Raw genomic sequence first — 16,188 nt, forward strand, 5'->3', positions numbered from 1 at the left:
ATATGTAAAAGTTGTTGCTTTTATGAGAAAAAAATTCTAAAAATGAAGGAGAAAATAGAAAAAATGACAGGAAATGAATTAAGAAAAAGTTTTATTGATTATTTTAAAACTAAAGAGCATAAACACTTTGAAAGTGCATCGCTGATACCTGATGACAAAAGTTTGCTTTTGACAGTCGCAGGAATGGTTCCTTTTAAACCATTTTTCTTGGGAGAAAAACAAGCGCCATTTCCAAGGATTACAACTTATCAAAAATGTATAAGAACAAATGATTTGGAGAATGTTGGGAGAACGCCTAGACATCACACTTTTTTTGAAATGCTTGGAAATTTCTCGTTTGGGGATTATTTCAAGAAAGAAGCGATTGAATGGTCTTGGGAATACATAACAAAAGTTTTGAAATTAGATCCTGAAAGACTTTATGTATCAGTATTTACGACGGATGACGAAGCGTATGAAATTTGGAATAAACATATTGGAGTTCCAGCTGAGAGAATAGTTCGGCTTGGTGAAGAAGATAATTGGTGGGCAGCAGGGCCTATTGGTTCTTGTGGTCCGTGTAGTGAAATTTACTACGATACTCTAAGAATGGGGGAAAATAACGAAGAGATTAACTGCAATCCGGGAGATGAAGGAGACAGATTTTTAGAAATCTGGAATCTTGTGTTTACTGAGTGGAATAGACTTGAAGATGGAAGTTTGGTGCCACTTCCGCAAAAAAATATTGATACAGGAGCAGGACTTGAAAGAATTGCTTCAGTTGTGCAAAATAAAGACAATAACTTTGAAACTGATATATTTATGCCAATAATAAGAGGAATTGAAAAAGTTTTGGACATAAAAAAAGAAGATTTTGATATTACGGTAAAAGTTATTGCAGATCACATAAGAGCATCGGTGTTTTTAATAGCGGATGGAGTTTTGCCATCAAATGAAGGTCGTGGATATATTTTAAGAAAAATTATAAGAAGAGCATTTGGTGCTGGAATTGTTGCAAAGCAGAATTTAGAAATAACAAAAGATGATCTGTTTTTGTATAAATTAGTGCCTTATGTTGTGGAAAATATGAAAGAGGCATATCCAGAATTAGTTGAAAAACAAGAATATATTGAAAAAGTTTTAAGACTTGAGCAAGAAAGATTTGCGTTGACATTGAAAAATGGAATCGAAATGCTAACTGAAGAAATTGAAAAAATGGATAAAGAGGGAACTAAAAAACTTTCTGCAGATGCTTCGTTTAAATTATACGACACATTTGGGCTTCCATTTGAATTGACAGAATTAATTTTGGAAAATCAAGGGTATGAAGTTTCGGAAGACGAATTTAATAAAAAATTGGAAGAGCAAGTACGAAGATCGAAAAATAGCAGAGTTACGGTTTCGGATATGATAAAAGATGAATTTATTGACGAGTTTTTTGAAAAACATGGGAAAACTGAGTTCACAGGATATGAAAAATTTGAAGATAAAGGGAAAATTTTGCATATTGCTAAAAGTGAAGGAATTTCTGGATACGAAGTTATTTTTGATAAAACGCCATTTTATGCGGAATCAGGAGGACAAGTTGCGGATACTGGAATTATTACTTCTGGAGAATTTGAAGGAAAAGTTGTAAATGTTGTGAAAAAACATGATGTGTTTATTCATCAAGTTGAGGTTAAAAAAGGAATTGCTCCAGCAGTTGGTGCAGAAGTAAAAATGGAAATTGATGCGGATCGTAGAAAAGATATCCAAAGAAACCATACTGCAACACATATTTTACATAAAGTTTTAAGAGAAAATTTAGGAACTCATGTTGAGCAGTCTGGTTCGCTTGTAGATGATGAAAAATTGAGATTTGACTTTTCACATTATGAAGCAATTGAGCCAGAAATGATTGAAAAAATCGAAAAAGCTGTAAATGACATTATTTTATCTAACTTGAAAGTTAAAATTGATTTTGAAAATATTGAAGATGCGAAAAAAAGAGGAGCTATGGCACTTTTCTCTGATAAATATGGAGATGTAGTTCGTGTCGTTGAAATTGACGGATATTCAATCGAGCTTTGTGGAGGTGCACATGTTAAGTCTACTGGAGAAATCGGATTATTCAATATTGAATCTGAAAGTGGAATAGCTTCAGGAACTCGTAGAATTACAGCAACAACAGGACATGCAAGTTTGAAATATGTTAATAAACTTGAAGAAAAATTAAGTAAAGTTGCTGGAATGTTGAAAACTGATGGAAAAAATGTGGTTGACGTTGTAGAGAAATATATCGCAGAAGCTAAAAATATCGTAAAAGAATATGAGCAATTACAAACTAAATTAGTAAAATATGAAATCAATGAATTACTTGAAAATGTAGATGAAATAAATGGAGTAAAAGTATTAAAAGCTGCATTTGCAAATAAAGATGTAAATGAATTAAAAGAAATCGTAGATAGAGGAAAAGAAAAACTTCAATCTGGAATTATTATTTTGGGAGCGAATAATGATGGAAAAGCGATATTTGTCGTAGGAGTTACAAAAGATTTGACTAAAAAAATAAAAGCTGGAGAAATCGTGAAGACAGCAGCTGCAGTTGCTGGTGGAAACGGTGGAGGAAGACCTGATTTTGCACAAGCTGGCGGGAAAGATGGAAATGCTGTAAAAGAAGCTGTTGATAAAGCATTTGAGTTTGTAAATGAAAAATTGTAATTTATATAATTGAATAAATGCCAATTAGCAAGGAGGTTATCCCCTTGTCAAAAAATTAATTCATAATTTGAATAATAAAATTTAGAAATGAGAAAAAAATGAAAAAATTTATTGGACTTGATGTTGGAGATGTGAGAATTGGAGTGGCAAAATGCGATCCTTTGGGGATTCTTGCGACTGCTCTTGAAGTAATTGACAGAAATAAAACTGAGCCTGTTTCTCGGATAAAAGAGATATTAGACGATGAAAACACAAAAAAAGTTGTTGTCGGACTTCCAAAAAGTTTAGATGGAAGCAAAAAAAGGCAAGTTGAAAAAGTAGAAGAATTCGTGGAAGAGTTAAAAAAAGAAATAACAGGAGTTCAGATTATTTTTATGGATGAGAGGTACACAACGACGGAAGCTGAGCATTATTTAAAAAATTATTCTAAAAAAAATGGAAGAGAGCGAAGAAAAGTTGTGGATATGGTGGCAGCCTCGATAATTTTACAAAAATATTTAGATACATTAAAATAAAAAAGAAAGGATTTTAAAATGGAAAATAGTAAAAAGCACTATATTTGGCTACTTATTATATTAGTCGTTCCAGCTATTATTTTGTCATTGAATAAAATAAAGCTTGGACTGGATTTGCGTGGAGGAACTTCGGTTGTGCTTCAAGCGCAGGGGAAGATTGACAAGGATACGATGAATAAAGTAAGAGACATTATTGAGAGAAGGGTAAACAGCCTTGGAGTAGCAGAACCTGTAATTCAAATAAGTGGAAATGACAAGTTAATCGTAGAACTTGCGGGAATTAAAGATCCTAAAAAAGCAGTTGACTTGATAGGGACAACAGCAAAGCTGGAATTTAAAATAAAAGATGCAAATGGAAATTATGGACCGACACTTTTAGAAGGTGGAGCGCTTAAAAATGCGGGAATTGGACAAGATAACTTGAGCCGTCCAGTTGTAACTTTTGAGCTAACTCCTTCTGGAGCCGAAAAATTTGCCAAAATTACGAGAGAAAACAAAGGAAAACAACTTGCAATCATGCTTGACGGTAAAGAACAGTCAGCTCCTAGAATTAACGAAGAAATTGCTGGTGGAAGCGGAAGTATAAGTGGAAACTTTACGATGGAATCAGCAAATGATTTGGCAAATTTATTAAAATCTGGTGCACTTCCTGTGGAAATAAAAATTGTTGAAAATAGAACAGTTGGAGCGACACTTGGAGTTGATTCAATTCAAAAAACTGAAATAGCTGGAGTAATTGCGATATTAGCAATTTCAATTTTTATGATAGCAATTTATAAAATACCTGGAATTGTGGCGGATATTGCTCTACTTATAAATGGATTTTTGGTATTGGCTTCACTTAGCATGGTTGGTGCGGCATTGACACTTCCGGGAATTGCTGGATTTATTTTGACGCTTGGAATGGCAGTTGACTCAAATGTAATTACATACGAGAGAATTAAAGAAGAAATTGGGAGAATCTTTACACGATGCAATAGAAAAAGGATACAGTAACGCTCTTCCAGCAATAATTGACGGAAATATAACGACATTATTAATAGCAGCAGTCCTATTTTTCTTGGGAACAGGACCGATTAAAGGTTTTGCCGTAACTTTATCGCTTGGGGTAGTTGTTACAATAATAACAGCAGTATTTGTATCAAAAGTGTTACTTCGTTTTGTTGTAAAAACATTTAATTTGAAAAAAGAACAGCTGTTCTGGAAAGGAGTTCCAAAAAATGACTAAATTTCGAGTGATAAAACATCAAAAATATTATTTATCATTTTCAGCAATAATGGTAATATTGTCCCTAATATTTCTTTTTACTATAAAATTAAATTTGGGAATAGATTTTAAAGGTGGAAATCTTATTCAGCTAAAATATCCACAAAAGGTGGAACAGATAAAAGTAAATGGAACATTGGACAGTTTGATAAGTGCGATTCCGCAACTAAAAACAAAAAGAGTGCAGTTTTCAGAAACAGACAACAGTGTTATAATTAGAACAAGTCAGTTGACAAATGCGCAAAAAAATGAAATGTTGACACAGCTTGAAAAAAATACTGGAAAATATGAAATTACAAAAGATGACACAGTTGGAGCAGTAATTGGGAAAGAATTGACTATGAATGCGATAAAGGCGCTTTTGATTGGAAGTATATTTATTGTAATTTACATAACTGTAAGATTTGAGCTAGTTTATGCCATTGCTGGAATTTTGGCACTTCTTCACGATGTAATTATTTCATTTGGACTTATTGCGCTTTTCAGATACGAAATTGATACTCCGTTTGTTGCAGCAATTTTAACAATTTTAGGATATTCAATAAACGATACGATTGTGGTGTTTGACAGAATTCGTGAAAATGAAAAGAAAAATAAGAAAAATAGAGAAAATAAACCTTTTTCAGAAATTATTGAAACTGGGATAAATCAAGTATTTGCTCGTTCGATTTATACTTCTCTTACAACATTATTTTCAGTTATAGTTTTACTTATTTTTGGTGGAGATTCGCTAAAAACTTTTAGTATGACATTGTTTTTAGGAATGTTGTTTGGTACTTATTCATCAATATTTGTGGCAAGTCCGCTAGTTTATTTGATGAAAAAATTGAAAAAAAATAACAATAACGATAAAAAACAAGAAAAATCAAATAGAACAACTAAAACAGTAAACGGATACGATGAAAAAGATAAAGTATTAGTTTAATCAATAAAATAGGAGCTTTTTGCTCCTATAATAATTATAGAGGTGAATTAAAATGCGTTGTTGGGCGGAAATAAACATTAAAAACTTATATCACAATATAGATGAAATTGAAAAAGTGGCACCAAAAGAAAAGATGATAGCCGTTATAAAAGCGGATGCTTATGGTCATGGAATGTTGAAAATATGCGAATCGCTGATTCAAAAAAGAATTAGGCACTTTGCTGTTGCAACTGCGGAAGAAGCGCTAAAAGTAAAGGAATTTGACAATGATGTGAGCGTTCTTATATTAGGACCGATAGAATATGAATATATGGATAAAATTTCAGAAAAAAATATTTATTTTATGGTAACAGACTTTGAAGAAATTAAATATTTGGAAAAATCTCAAATTCCAACTGATGTCTTTTTAAAAGTTGACACAGGAATGGGAAGAGTTGGATTTCAAAAATATGAAATTGATGAATTAATAGAAAAACTAAAAAATTGTAAATTTGTTAAACCAATTGGAATTTTTTCCCATTTTTCTTCTTCTGATACGGATGCGAAATATACTGAGTTTCAAGAAAATAACTTTGAAGAAATTAGCAAAAAAATAATTTCAAAATTACCATCTGTAAAATACAAACATTTGTTAAACAGTTTTGGAAGTTTAAAATTGAAAAATGACAAATATGATTTTGTGAGAGTTGGAATAATAATTTACGGTGGTGTTACCGATGAAGAGACAAAGCCTTATAAATTTAAACCTGTGATGTCACTTTTTGCTAAAATCAGCTATATCAAAAAATTAAAAGAAGATAGCTTTATAAGTTATGGAAACACTTATTTGGGAAAAGCAGGGCAGACTTATGCGACTGTTTCTATAGGTTATGCTGACGGAGTGAGACGAGATTTGTCAAATAAAGGTTATGTCTATTATAAAGGACATAGATGCGAAATCGTGGGAAGAGTTTGTATGGATCAGCTTATGGTGCACATTCCAGCAGAATTGGCAGATGAAGTGAAAAAAGGCGATGTAGTTGAATTTTTTGGGGAAAATATAAGTGTTTCAGAAGTTGCAAATTTATGTAATACAATTTCATATGAAATTTTGTGTGGAATTAGTCAGAGAGTTCCGAGAATTTATGTAAAATAGGAGAATTTTTATGATATTGGACACAGTATTTGTGATGATGTTGGTGGCATTTCTCGTAATGGGATACGGATATGGATTTACTTTGGGATTTTATGACATGTTTAAATGGATATTTATTATGTTTTTTTCAAAATTATTATTTAACACGGTTATTAAAAGACCTAAAGCATCATTATTCAATCAATTGAATTTTTACATAATATTAATATTCCTGCTTTATTTAATTATTACAATATTTTTGTTCAAAAATTCCCAATTTTTAAAAAAAATAAAAGTGGATGAAAGATTTAATGGAGCGGCTGGAATGTTATTTGCTGGTATAAAAATGTTTTTGGTTGTATTAATTATCTATGTTATAGTCGTAATAGGCGGAATGAAGAGTAAAAGAGTTAGAGTTTTGTGCAAAGAGAGTCAAGTGATACAGACCGTAGCGAATTTCGCTCCTCAATATGTAGATTTATTTCCAAAGTTTATGAAATATTCTATTAAAAATTATACGGAAGAAAAAAAAGAGAGGGAAAAAATAAAAGAAGTGCTGGATTATTATAGAAGAAATAATAAAGATGGCAGTTTTAAATTTTAAAAAAATAAAGGAAAAAATATGAAAACGATAGATAGATATATTTATAGTTCATTAATTTTACCGTCGCTATTTGGAATTAGCATATTTACATTTATTATGATGTTAAATGTTGTAATGGAAGTTATGGAGAGATTGTTTGCGAGTGATTTACCAGCCATGTCAATAGTGGATTATGTGTGTTATGCTATGCCTGGTGTACTTGTCCAGACTATACCGATGGGAGCATTTTTAGGAGTAATGCTAGTTTATGGCGGGCTTTCTGAAACTAATGAAATTGTCGCAATGGAAGGTTCTGGAATCGGGCTTTTTAGAATAATTAGACCAGCGTTTATTTTTGGACTTATTCTAACAATAATTGGTCTGAGCCTGGAAATTTATGTAAACCCTAGAGCACTTGCAAATATTAATGCACAAACAAAGCTGCTACTTGCCTCTAAACCAAATTCACTGACGGAAGAAAAAATATTTTTGACAAATGAAGAAAAGGGATTTGGCTTTTATATTGATGAAGTGAATAATAAAAATGCGACAGCGAAACATTTTTTGTTTATAAATAAAAGAGGGGATAATCCATATCCCATTGTATTTTTAGCAGAAAATGCAAAATTTGATCCAGGGATAATAAGATTTAAAAATATCGAAGGATTTTTGTTTAAAAATGACGGAAGCAGTCATGTTCAAGCAAAATATCAAGAACAAGAAGTTCCAATTTCTACATTTTTTAAATCAGAAAAAAAAGTGAAGGAAAAAAGTAGAAAAGAAATGAATTTGAAAGAGCTAAAAAAGTATTATAAAAAGAATATTAAAAATAAAGATCCAGAAAAAAGAGAAAATGCACTAAAGGCATTAGTTGAAATGTATCAAAGAATGATTGGACCTATTGGAAGTACATTTTTATGCTGGCTGGGAGTTTTGCTTTCGGTGGGTCACAGAAGAAGCGGAAGGGGAATCAGTTTTGGTGTCAGCCTTATTGTAATTTTTGGATATATTGGTCTGGCTAGTTATGCTAAAATTTTGGTGTTAAAAAATCATGTTCCTGCAAATATTGCGATGTGGACGCCAAATTTTGTACTTTTCTTGCTTTGTATCTATTTTTCTGTGAAAAAGATGAAAGGGAATTAAGCCAAAAAAGGAGTAATATTAAATGATAAGTAAATTAGATAGGTATATAATCGTAAATTATATAAAAAGTTTTATTTTGGGTATGATGATGTTCTTCTTAATATTTTTGTTGGCGGAGAGTATTAATATTACAGGTTGGATTATGGATGGAAAATTTAAATTTCATGATGCAATAAAATATTTAAGATACGGAATTCCTGAAATTGTAACAAACACAGCGCCACTTGGAGTGCTATTAGGAAGTCTTTTGTGTATAAGTAAAATGGCAAAGCAGCTGGAAGTTACCGCTATGAAAACAAGTGGAATAAGTTTTTCAAGAGTAGTTTTATTTCCAGTAATAATTTCATTTTTGATAAGTTCTGGAATATTTTGGCTAAATTACAGTTACTTGGGAAAAGCAAATGCTAAAAAAGAAAATTTGAAAGAACTTAAAGTTAATGAGATAGATGTTCAAAAGTCAAAATCTGAAAGAAATTTTATTTTTGTAAAAGTTGATAAAAATACAGTTCTTTTTACCGAATATGCAAGTCGAATGACGGGAGAAATGAAAAATATTATAATTATAAAAATGGACAGAGGATTTAAAAAAATTAATAAAATGTACACGGCAAAAAGTGCAAGAATCAATCCAAATACAAACAGATGGCGATTTGTTGATTTAAAAGATTATAATCTTACGACAAATTTGACAACTCCGATAGATAATTCAAAATTAAATTTTACAGCTCCTATGGATTATGTACTTGCAAGTCCTGTAAAAGTAAAAAATTTGACAATGCCTGAGCTACGAAAAAAAGTTGTCTATTTTACAAGAGTTGGAGCAGATTCGCTGGATTTGCGGATAGAGTTTTATTATAGAATAGCTTTTTCACTGTCGTCTTTTGTTATGTGCTTTATTGGGCTATCGCTTGGAAGTAGATATGTCAGAGGTGGAGCTGCAGTAAATATTGGATTATCGGTTATAATAGGGTATGCTTATTACGGTGCTGCTACAATTTTGCGTTCACTTGCTGTATCTGGAACTATACCAATTTATATGGCATGTTTTTTACCTTTGGTAGTATTTTTTGCCATTGGAGTAAAATTATTTAAAGATGCCGAATATTAAAATTTGGAAAGGATAAAAAAATGACGGAAAAAATTAAAACAAAATCAGGAATAGAAGTTATTTTTGATAGATTAGAAAATATTTCAACTTGCTCAGTTGGAGTTTTTGTAAAAACTGGATCAAAAGATGAAAGTGATAATGAAGAAGGAATTTCACATCTTTTGGAACATATGATTTTTAAAGGGACAAAAAAGAGAAATTATTTTGAAATTTCAAGTGAAATTGATTATCTTGGAGCAAATATAAACGCACATACGACAAAGGAAGAAACAGTCTTTTATATAAATACACTGACTGAATTTTTGGGAAAATCGGTGGACATTTTGTTTGATATAGTTACAAATTCGATCATTGATAAGGATGAGCTGGAAAAAGAAAAAGATGTGGTTATTGAAGAGATAAAAATGTATAAAGATACGCCTGATGACTTAGTTTTTGAATTAAATTATGGAGATTGTATAAATGGACAGTATAGAAAGCCGATTATTGGGACTAAAGAGAGCGTAAAAGGATTTAGCTCTGAAGAAATAAAAAAATATTATAGCGAAAGATATACAAAAGATAATATTTTTGTCGTAGTTTCAGGAAATTTTGACAAAGATGAAATTATTTCAAAAGTTAATGAGTATTTTGATAAATTGGAAGATAAAAAGATTGATAGAAGGGATAAAATTGATTTTTCGTTTAACGAAGGTAAAAGAATCGAAAAAAAGGACATCAATCAAGTAAATATCTGCATATCTTTTGAAGGGGAAAAATATGATAGCAAAGAAAAAGTTTATTTAGATCTTTCCTCAAACATCATAGGTGGTTCTATGAGTTCCAGACTTTTTCAACAAATTCGTGAAAAAAATGGACTTGCTTATTCGGTTTATACTTACAACCAGTATTATCTCTCAGGGGGAATTTCGTCAACTTACATCGGTACAAATGTTCAAAATTATAAAAAAGCGATAGAAATTACATTAAATGAATTTGAAAAATTGAGAGAAAATGGCGTTTCGCAGGAGGAACTTCAAAAGGCTAAGAATAAATATTTGAGTAAAATTGCGTTTTCGTTTGAAAATCCTCGTGCGAGAATGAACATTCTTGGAAACTATTATTCTAGAAAAAATGAGATTTTGGAGCCGCAAAAATTGAAAGATGAAATAAATAATGTGAAATTAAAAGATATAAATAAATTTTTAAAAAATCAGTATATCAAAAAAAATATTACAGTTTTAGGAAATATAAAATAAAATTAGGAGATGAAAATGTTACAGAACCAGAGATTATTAGAACAGATAAAAAATAGTTTTTCTCAGATGGACAAAATAATTTTGTTGATAACATATGCACTTGTAACACTTAGTACAATATTTGTTTACAGTGCGACAAGAAAAAGTGGATTTGTTGGGAAAAATATCATGTGGATTGTGATAGGGACAATTTTATTAATTATTATATCGTTTATTGATTACAGAGAAGTAAAAAAATACACTAGACATATATATGGGATATGTATTGTTCTTTTACTTGTTGTAAGATTTTTAGGAAAAAAAACATTGGGAGCGCAACGTTGGATTTCGATTGGACCTTTTCAATTGCAGCCTTCGGAATTTGTAAAAATTGCAATTATCATAATGATTGCATATAGAATTGCACAAGAATATAAAGATGGAATTAATAATTTAAAAGATATTGTAACAGCAATTTTGCCTGTTTCACCACTTATTCTTTTAATTTTAATTCAGCCAGATTTGGGAACAACTTTGATTACAGTCGCAGCTTATGTATTTATGATATTTTTATACGGTGCGAATATGAAGCCGATTTGGATAATTGGAACGGTTATCTTGCTCTCAATTTATCCTGTGTATAGATTTGTGCTTAGTAAATATCAAAAAACGAGAGTGGAAACATTTTTGCGGCCAGAAAAGGATGAGAAAGGAACTGGGTGGCACGTCACTCAGTCTAAAATTTCAGTTGGAGCAGGAGGAGTTCTTGGAAAGGGAGTTTTGCAAGGAAGTCAAAGTCGACTGGAATTTTTACCAGAAGCTCAGACAGACTTTATTTTCTCAGTTTTATCTGAAGAATTGGGGTTTGCTGGTTCGGTTTTAACTTTGCTATTATATTTCGGGCTTATATTCAGGACGATGAGAATAACTCGTGTAATACATGATGAATTTGGGAAATTGCTCCTCTACGGAATTTCAGGCGTGTTTTTTATGCATGTAATCGTAAATGTTGGAATGACAATAGGACTTGTGCCAGTTACTGGAAAGCCGCTTCTTTTTATGAGTTATGGAGGAAGTTCATTTCTTGCGGCATTTCTTATGATAGGATTAGTTGAGAGTGTAAAAATTCACGCAGATTAGGAGAAAAATTTGGAAGAAAAAAAAGTAGTTGTGAACTCTGAAATGGAAAATATGCGTCTTGACAGGTATTTGCGAAAACAGTTTAAAAATGAGTCGCTTAGCAAGATTTTTTCCGCTATTAGAAATGGAGATGTGAAAGTTAATGCTAAAAAGTCCAAAGAAAGTTATAGACTTTCTTTGGGCGATATTCTGACAATAAAAATGTTGAAATCTTCTGAAAAAAAAGAAAATAATTTTGAAAAAATTAAGATAAAAAAAGAGAATATTGAAAATTATAAAAAAATGATAATTTTTGAGAATAAAGATTTTTTCATTGTGAATAAGAAAGAAAAAGTTGCGATGCACAAAGGAACTGGGCATAGTTATGGACTCTCAGAAGTTTTTAAAAAAATTTATCAAAATAAGAATATAAATTTTTCAAATCGCTTGGATTACGATACATCAGGACTTGTGATTGGCTGTAAGAATTTAAAGTTTTTACGGTACATTTCGGAAAAAATTAGAAATAATGAAGTCAAAAAAAAATATTTTGCGATTGTTCAAAATAACAATAAGAAAAATACAAATAATATAGATAATGTAAATATTAAAATTAAAGAATTAAAAGAGTTAAAAAAAGAAAATAAATTAAATTTTAAGATTGAAAATTATTTGACAACAGAAAAAAATGGAGTAATTGTAAGCGACAGTCCAATTTCAAAAGATTCAAAAAAAAGTATCACATATTTTAAAGAGAAAAAACTTGCACACTTAAAAAATTTTGAATTATTAAAAGATAAAAAAAATATAGTTTTGGATATTGATTTGGTAACTGGAAGAAAGCATCAGATAAGAGCACAACTTGCAAATGCAGGTTTACCAATAATTGGAGATTCTAAATATGGAAAAAAAGGGGAAAAATTTTATTTGTGCTGCTATTTCGTTTCTTTTGATAATTTTAAATTTTCAATTGAAAGTGAAGTTTTTATTTAATATGATTTAATAATATTAAATAAAGTTTTTTCTAATTATGATAGGGTATCATCTTTATGTAACATGTGTTATATTTTACTATTTTAAGTAAAGTAAAAATCAATAAAAATTAATAAATGTGAGAGGTAAAAAAATGGGATTATTTTCGAGCAGAAAATCAAAAAACAAGTATGCAACACTTACAGCTAAATCAAAATTGACGCTTGATGTTGTTGATGACAATAAGTGGCAAAAATGTAAGCGTTGTAATGAAATCATTTACAACGAAGATTTAAAAAACAATTTAAATATTTGTCCAAAATGTGGAAATTATTTTAGGCTTACGGCATTTGAACGAATTGAGCTGCTTATTGATCATGAGACATTTTTTGAAGAAGATATGACGGTTCATTCAAAAAATATCTTAGATTTTTCAGGTTACGAAGAAAAATTGGAAGTGGCAAGAGAAAAAAGTAGAATGCTTGACGGTGTAATCAGTGGAATTGGGAAAATAAATGGGATAGAAGTTAGTATTGCGGCTATGGAATTTAATTTTATGGGTGGTAGTATGGGTTCCGTTGTTGGAGAAAAAATAACTCGTGCGTTAGAACGTGGACTTGAGAAAAAAATACCGGTTGTAATTGTCTCAAGCTCTGGTGGAGCTAGAATGCAGGAGGGAATTGTTTCACTTATGCAAATGGCAAAGACCTCTGGAGCTGTAAAAAGATTAAATGAAGCTGGGATTCCTTTTATCTCCGTTCCAGTCGATCCGACTACAGGTGGAGTTACGGCATCGTTTGCAATGCTTGGAGATGTAATTGTGACTGAGCCAAATGCGCTAATTGCATTTGCAGGGCCAAGAGTAATTGAGCAAACTGTTAATCAAAAATTGCCAAAAGGATTTCAAAGAGCGGAATTTTTGTTGGAACATGGGATGGTGGATGTTATTTCTGAAAGAAAAGATCTGAAAGAAACAATCTATAGAATAATTGAAAAATTAATATAATTTAATAAATTTTATTAAGATTTAGAGAGGAAAAGATATGAGTTTAAAAGATGAAATAAAAGAATTAGAAAATAACATAGCAGAGTTAAAAAATTTTTCCAAAGAAAAAAGCATTGACTTTTCATCTCAAATTTCTGAATTGGAAAAGCAGCTGGAAGAAAAGTATAGAAATTTTGAAGAAAATGAGATGGATGCTTGGGCTAGAATCCAAATCTCAAGAAATCCGCAAAGACCGTATACACTAGATTATATAAATGAATTAACTGAGGATTTTGTTGAACTTCACGGAGATAGATTATCTAAAGATGATCATGCAATTGTTGGAGGACTGGCAAATGTTGAAGGATATAAGCTTATGATAATTGGACATCAAAAAGGTAGAGACATCGATTCAAATATTTACAGAAATTTTGGAATGGCAAGTCCAGAAGGATACAGAAAAGCGCTGAGACTTATGAGAATGGCTGAGAGATTTAAACTTCCTATTTTAACTTTGATAGACACAGCAGGAGCTTATCCAGGGATTGAAGCTGAAGAAAAAGGTCAGGGAGAAGCAATCGCTAAAAATCTGGCGGAAATGTTTGGATTAAAAGTACCTATTATATCTGTTGTCATCGGTGAAGGAGGAAGCGGAGGTGCACTTGGAATTGGTGTCGCTGATTCTGTGCTTATGCTTGAAAATAGCGTATATTCTGTTATTTCGCCTGAAGGATGTGCTTCAATACTTTTTAACGACGCTTCAAAAGCTCCAGAAGCTGCTAAAAATTTGAAAATGGATGCAATAAGTCTAAAAAATCTGGGAGTAATTGACGGAATAGTTAAAGAACCATTAGGCGGAGCACATAGAGATTTTGAAAAAACAGCGCAAAATTTAAGAATGGCTGTTTTAGAGGAATTTAAAAAAATAGATAAATTCTCTATTGAGGAATTACTTGAGAGAAGATACAAAAAATTTAGAAAAATGGGAGAATTTTCTGAATAAAATTTTCTAAAAATAAAAAAATTAATTTATTTAAATTTTAAATTTATTTATAAATTAAAATAAAAAAACCTCTTAGAATTTTATTTTTTCTAAGAGGTTTGTTATATATTATTTATTTTTTCTCAAATATTCATGAATAGCCTTCGCAGCATTTCTACCTTCACTAATTGCCCAGACAACAAGTGATTGCCCTCGTCTCACATCTCCTGCGGCAAAATATTTTGGAGCAGAAGTTTTAAAGTCGATGACGTTTGCACTAACATTTCCACGCCCATCCAATTCAACTTTTGAGTTTTCTAAAAGTCCTTCAAAGTATGGATGTAAAAATCCGATTGCTAAAAAGACAAAGTCAACTTTCATTATTTCTTCAGAGCCCTCAACTTCCCTAAATCCAAGTCTTCCATCTTCATTTACAAAACTTTCAACTTTTGCGATTTTTACTCCACAAAGATTTCCGTTTTCATCTTTTACAAATTCTTTTGTTGTAACATTCCATTCCCTTGGGTCATTTCCGTAAACTTCTGTCGCTTCCTTGTGAGAAGTCGAAGTTTTTAGATACATTGGAAATTGTGGCCAAGGATTTTTTGATGCACGAGTTTCAGATGGCTTATTTAAAATTTCAATTTGTTTTACACTGGCAGCACCTTGTCTTACAGAAGTTCCAACACAGTCAGAACCAGTATCTCCACCACCGATTACAAGCACATTTTTACCTTTCACATCAATTTCCTCGTTGTACAAAGGAATATTATTTACTTTTCTGTTTTGCTGAGTCAAAAAGTCCATTGCAAGATAAACTCCTTTTGCTTCTCTTCCTTTGATATTCAAATCTCTAGCTTGTTTTGATCCGCAAGACATAAGAATTATGTCAAACTCTTTTTCCAGTTCTTCGTTGGAAATGTCTTTTCCAGCTTCAGTGTTGTAAATAAATTTAACACCTTCTTCTTCCATAAGTTTTACTCTTCTGTCAATTATTTTCTTGTCAAGCTTAAAATCAGGAATTCCAAGTGCAAGTAATCCACCAGCTCTCTCATTTTTTTCGTAAACTGTAACATTGTAACCAAATCTATTTAAAGTTTGAGCGGCAGCAAGTCCAGATGGTCCACTTCCAATTACTGCGATTTTTTTGTCAAATCTTTTTTTAGGAGTTTTTGGTTTTACCCATCCGTTTTTCCAACCTTTTTCAATAATGGCAAGTTCAATATTTTTAGTAGTTACAGGCTTGTCATTTTTTCCTAAAGTACAGCTTCCTTCACAAAGTGCTGGACAAATTCGCCCAGTAAATTCAGGAAATGGATTTGTTGACAAAAGTAAGTCCAAAGCCTTTTTCCATTCGCCGTTATAGACTAAATCCTGCCATTCAGGACAGTGGTTGTCAACTGGACAGGCCCAATGGCAAAAAGGAACTCCGCAGTCCATACATCTAGCCGCCTGTGTTTCTATGTATTCATCATTTAAAGGGATGTCAATTTCATTAAAATCTTTAATTCTGTCAGAAATCTCCCTAATTTTTTTCTCTTCTCTATGTATTTCTAAAAATCCACCTAGTTTTCCCATT

At 31.3% G+C, this 16,188-nt stretch carries 13 protein-coding genes and 1 pseudogene; 13 read left to right on the top strand and 1 reads right to left on the bottom strand.

Features of this window, described 5'->3' with window-relative positions; translation table 11 throughout:
- Positions 1–63: 63 nt before the first annotated feature.
- From alaS to AB8B22_RS03590, 13 genes and pseudogenes are all read left to right on the top strand, one after another.
- A complete protein-coding gene (gene alaS / locus AB8B22_RS03530; protein WP_369711682.1) occupies positions 64–2,679 on the top strand; it encodes an alanine--tRNA ligase in 2,616 nt (871 codons plus the stop codon).
- Positions 2,680–2,777: 98 nt separating this feature from the next.
- Positions 2,778–3,194 carry a Holliday junction resolvase RuvX gene (ruvX, locus tag AB8B22_RS03535; RefSeq protein ID WP_369711683.1) on the top strand — a complete coding sequence of 139 codons (417 nt, stop codon included), beginning with the start codon at positions 2,778–2,780 and terminating at the stop codon, positions 3,192–3,194.
- 18 nt (positions 3,195–3,212) lie between these two features.
- Positions 3,213–4,422: pseudogene (gene secD, locus AB8B22_RS03540) on the top strand (protein translocase subunit SecD).
- Entirely contained in the window at positions 4,415–5,386 is a 972-nt protein-coding gene (secF, locus tag AB8B22_RS03545; RefSeq protein ID WP_094078982.1) for a protein translocase subunit SecF, read from the top strand. Before secD ends, secF begins: the two are co-directional and overlap by 8 nt.
- A gap of 52 nt (positions 5,387–5,438) precedes the next feature.
- Positions 5,439–6,521 (top strand): alanine racemase, encoded by a 1,083-nt coding sequence (gene alr / locus AB8B22_RS03550; RefSeq protein WP_369711684.1) that lies wholly within the window; start codon positions 5,439–5,441, stop codon positions 6,519–6,521.
- Between the two features lie 10 nt (positions 6,522–6,531).
- The gene (locus AB8B22_RS03555) at positions 6,532–7,104 is read left to right on the top strand and encodes a CvpA family protein (RefSeq protein WP_094078980.1); all 573 of its coding nucleotides are present in this window, start codon (positions 6,532–6,534) and stop codon (positions 7,102–7,104) included.
- A gap of 18 nt (positions 7,105–7,122) precedes the next feature.
- Positions 7,123–8,226: an LptF/LptG family permease gene (locus AB8B22_RS03560; protein WP_369711685.1), complete on the top strand. Its 1,104-nt coding sequence runs from the start codon at positions 7,123–7,125 to the stop codon at positions 8,224–8,226.
- Positions 8,227–8,248: 22 nt separating this feature from the next.
- The gene (locus tag AB8B22_RS03565; protein ID WP_237048643.1) at positions 8,249–9,334 is read left to right on the top strand and encodes an LptF/LptG family permease; all 1,086 of its coding nucleotides are present in this window, start codon (positions 8,249–8,251) and stop codon (positions 9,332–9,334) included.
- Between the two features lie 20 nt (positions 9,335–9,354).
- The gene (locus tag AB8B22_RS03570) at positions 9,355–10,572 is read left to right on the top strand and encodes a M16 family metallopeptidase (RefSeq protein ID WP_369711686.1); all 1,218 of its coding nucleotides are present in this window, start codon (positions 9,355–9,357) and stop codon (positions 10,570–10,572) included.
- A 15-nt stretch (positions 10,573–10,587) separates the two neighbouring features.
- Positions 10,588–11,691 (top strand): rod shape-determining protein RodA, encoded by a 1,104-nt coding sequence (rodA, locus tag AB8B22_RS03575; protein WP_314079169.1) that lies wholly within the window; start codon positions 10,588–10,590, stop codon positions 11,689–11,691.
- A 9-nt stretch (positions 11,692–11,700) separates the two neighbouring features.
- Positions 11,701–12,663 carry a pseudouridine synthase gene (locus AB8B22_RS03580; RefSeq protein ID WP_369711687.1) on the top strand — a complete coding sequence of 321 codons (963 nt, stop codon included), beginning with the start codon at positions 11,701–11,703 and terminating at the stop codon, positions 12,661–12,663.
- Positions 12,664–12,796: 133 nt separating this feature from the next.
- The gene (accD, locus tag AB8B22_RS03585; protein WP_094078976.1) at positions 12,797–13,648 is read left to right on the top strand and encodes an acetyl-CoA carboxylase, carboxyltransferase subunit beta; all 852 of its coding nucleotides are present in this window, start codon (positions 12,797–12,799) and stop codon (positions 13,646–13,648) included.
- Positions 13,649–13,685: 37 nt separating this feature from the next.
- Positions 13,686–14,630: an acetyl-CoA carboxylase carboxyltransferase subunit alpha gene (locus AB8B22_RS03590; protein WP_369711688.1), complete on the top strand. Its 945-nt coding sequence runs from the start codon at positions 13,686–13,688 to the stop codon at positions 14,628–14,630.
- Between the two features lie 108 nt (positions 14,631–14,738).
- Here AB8B22_RS03590 and AB8B22_RS03595 read toward each other — a convergent pair whose 3' ends face one another.
- Positions 14,739–16,187: a glutamate synthase subunit beta gene (locus AB8B22_RS03595; RefSeq protein ID WP_369711689.1), complete on the bottom strand. Its 1,449-nt coding sequence runs from the start codon at positions 16,185–16,187 to the stop codon at positions 14,739–14,741.
- Position 16,188: the final 1 nt, after the last annotated feature.

The sequence above is a fragment of the Leptotrichia rugosa genome (assembly GCF_041200005.1).
Lineage (GTDB): Bacteria > Fusobacteriota > Fusobacteriia > Fusobacteriales > Leptotrichiaceae > Leptotrichia > Leptotrichia rugosa.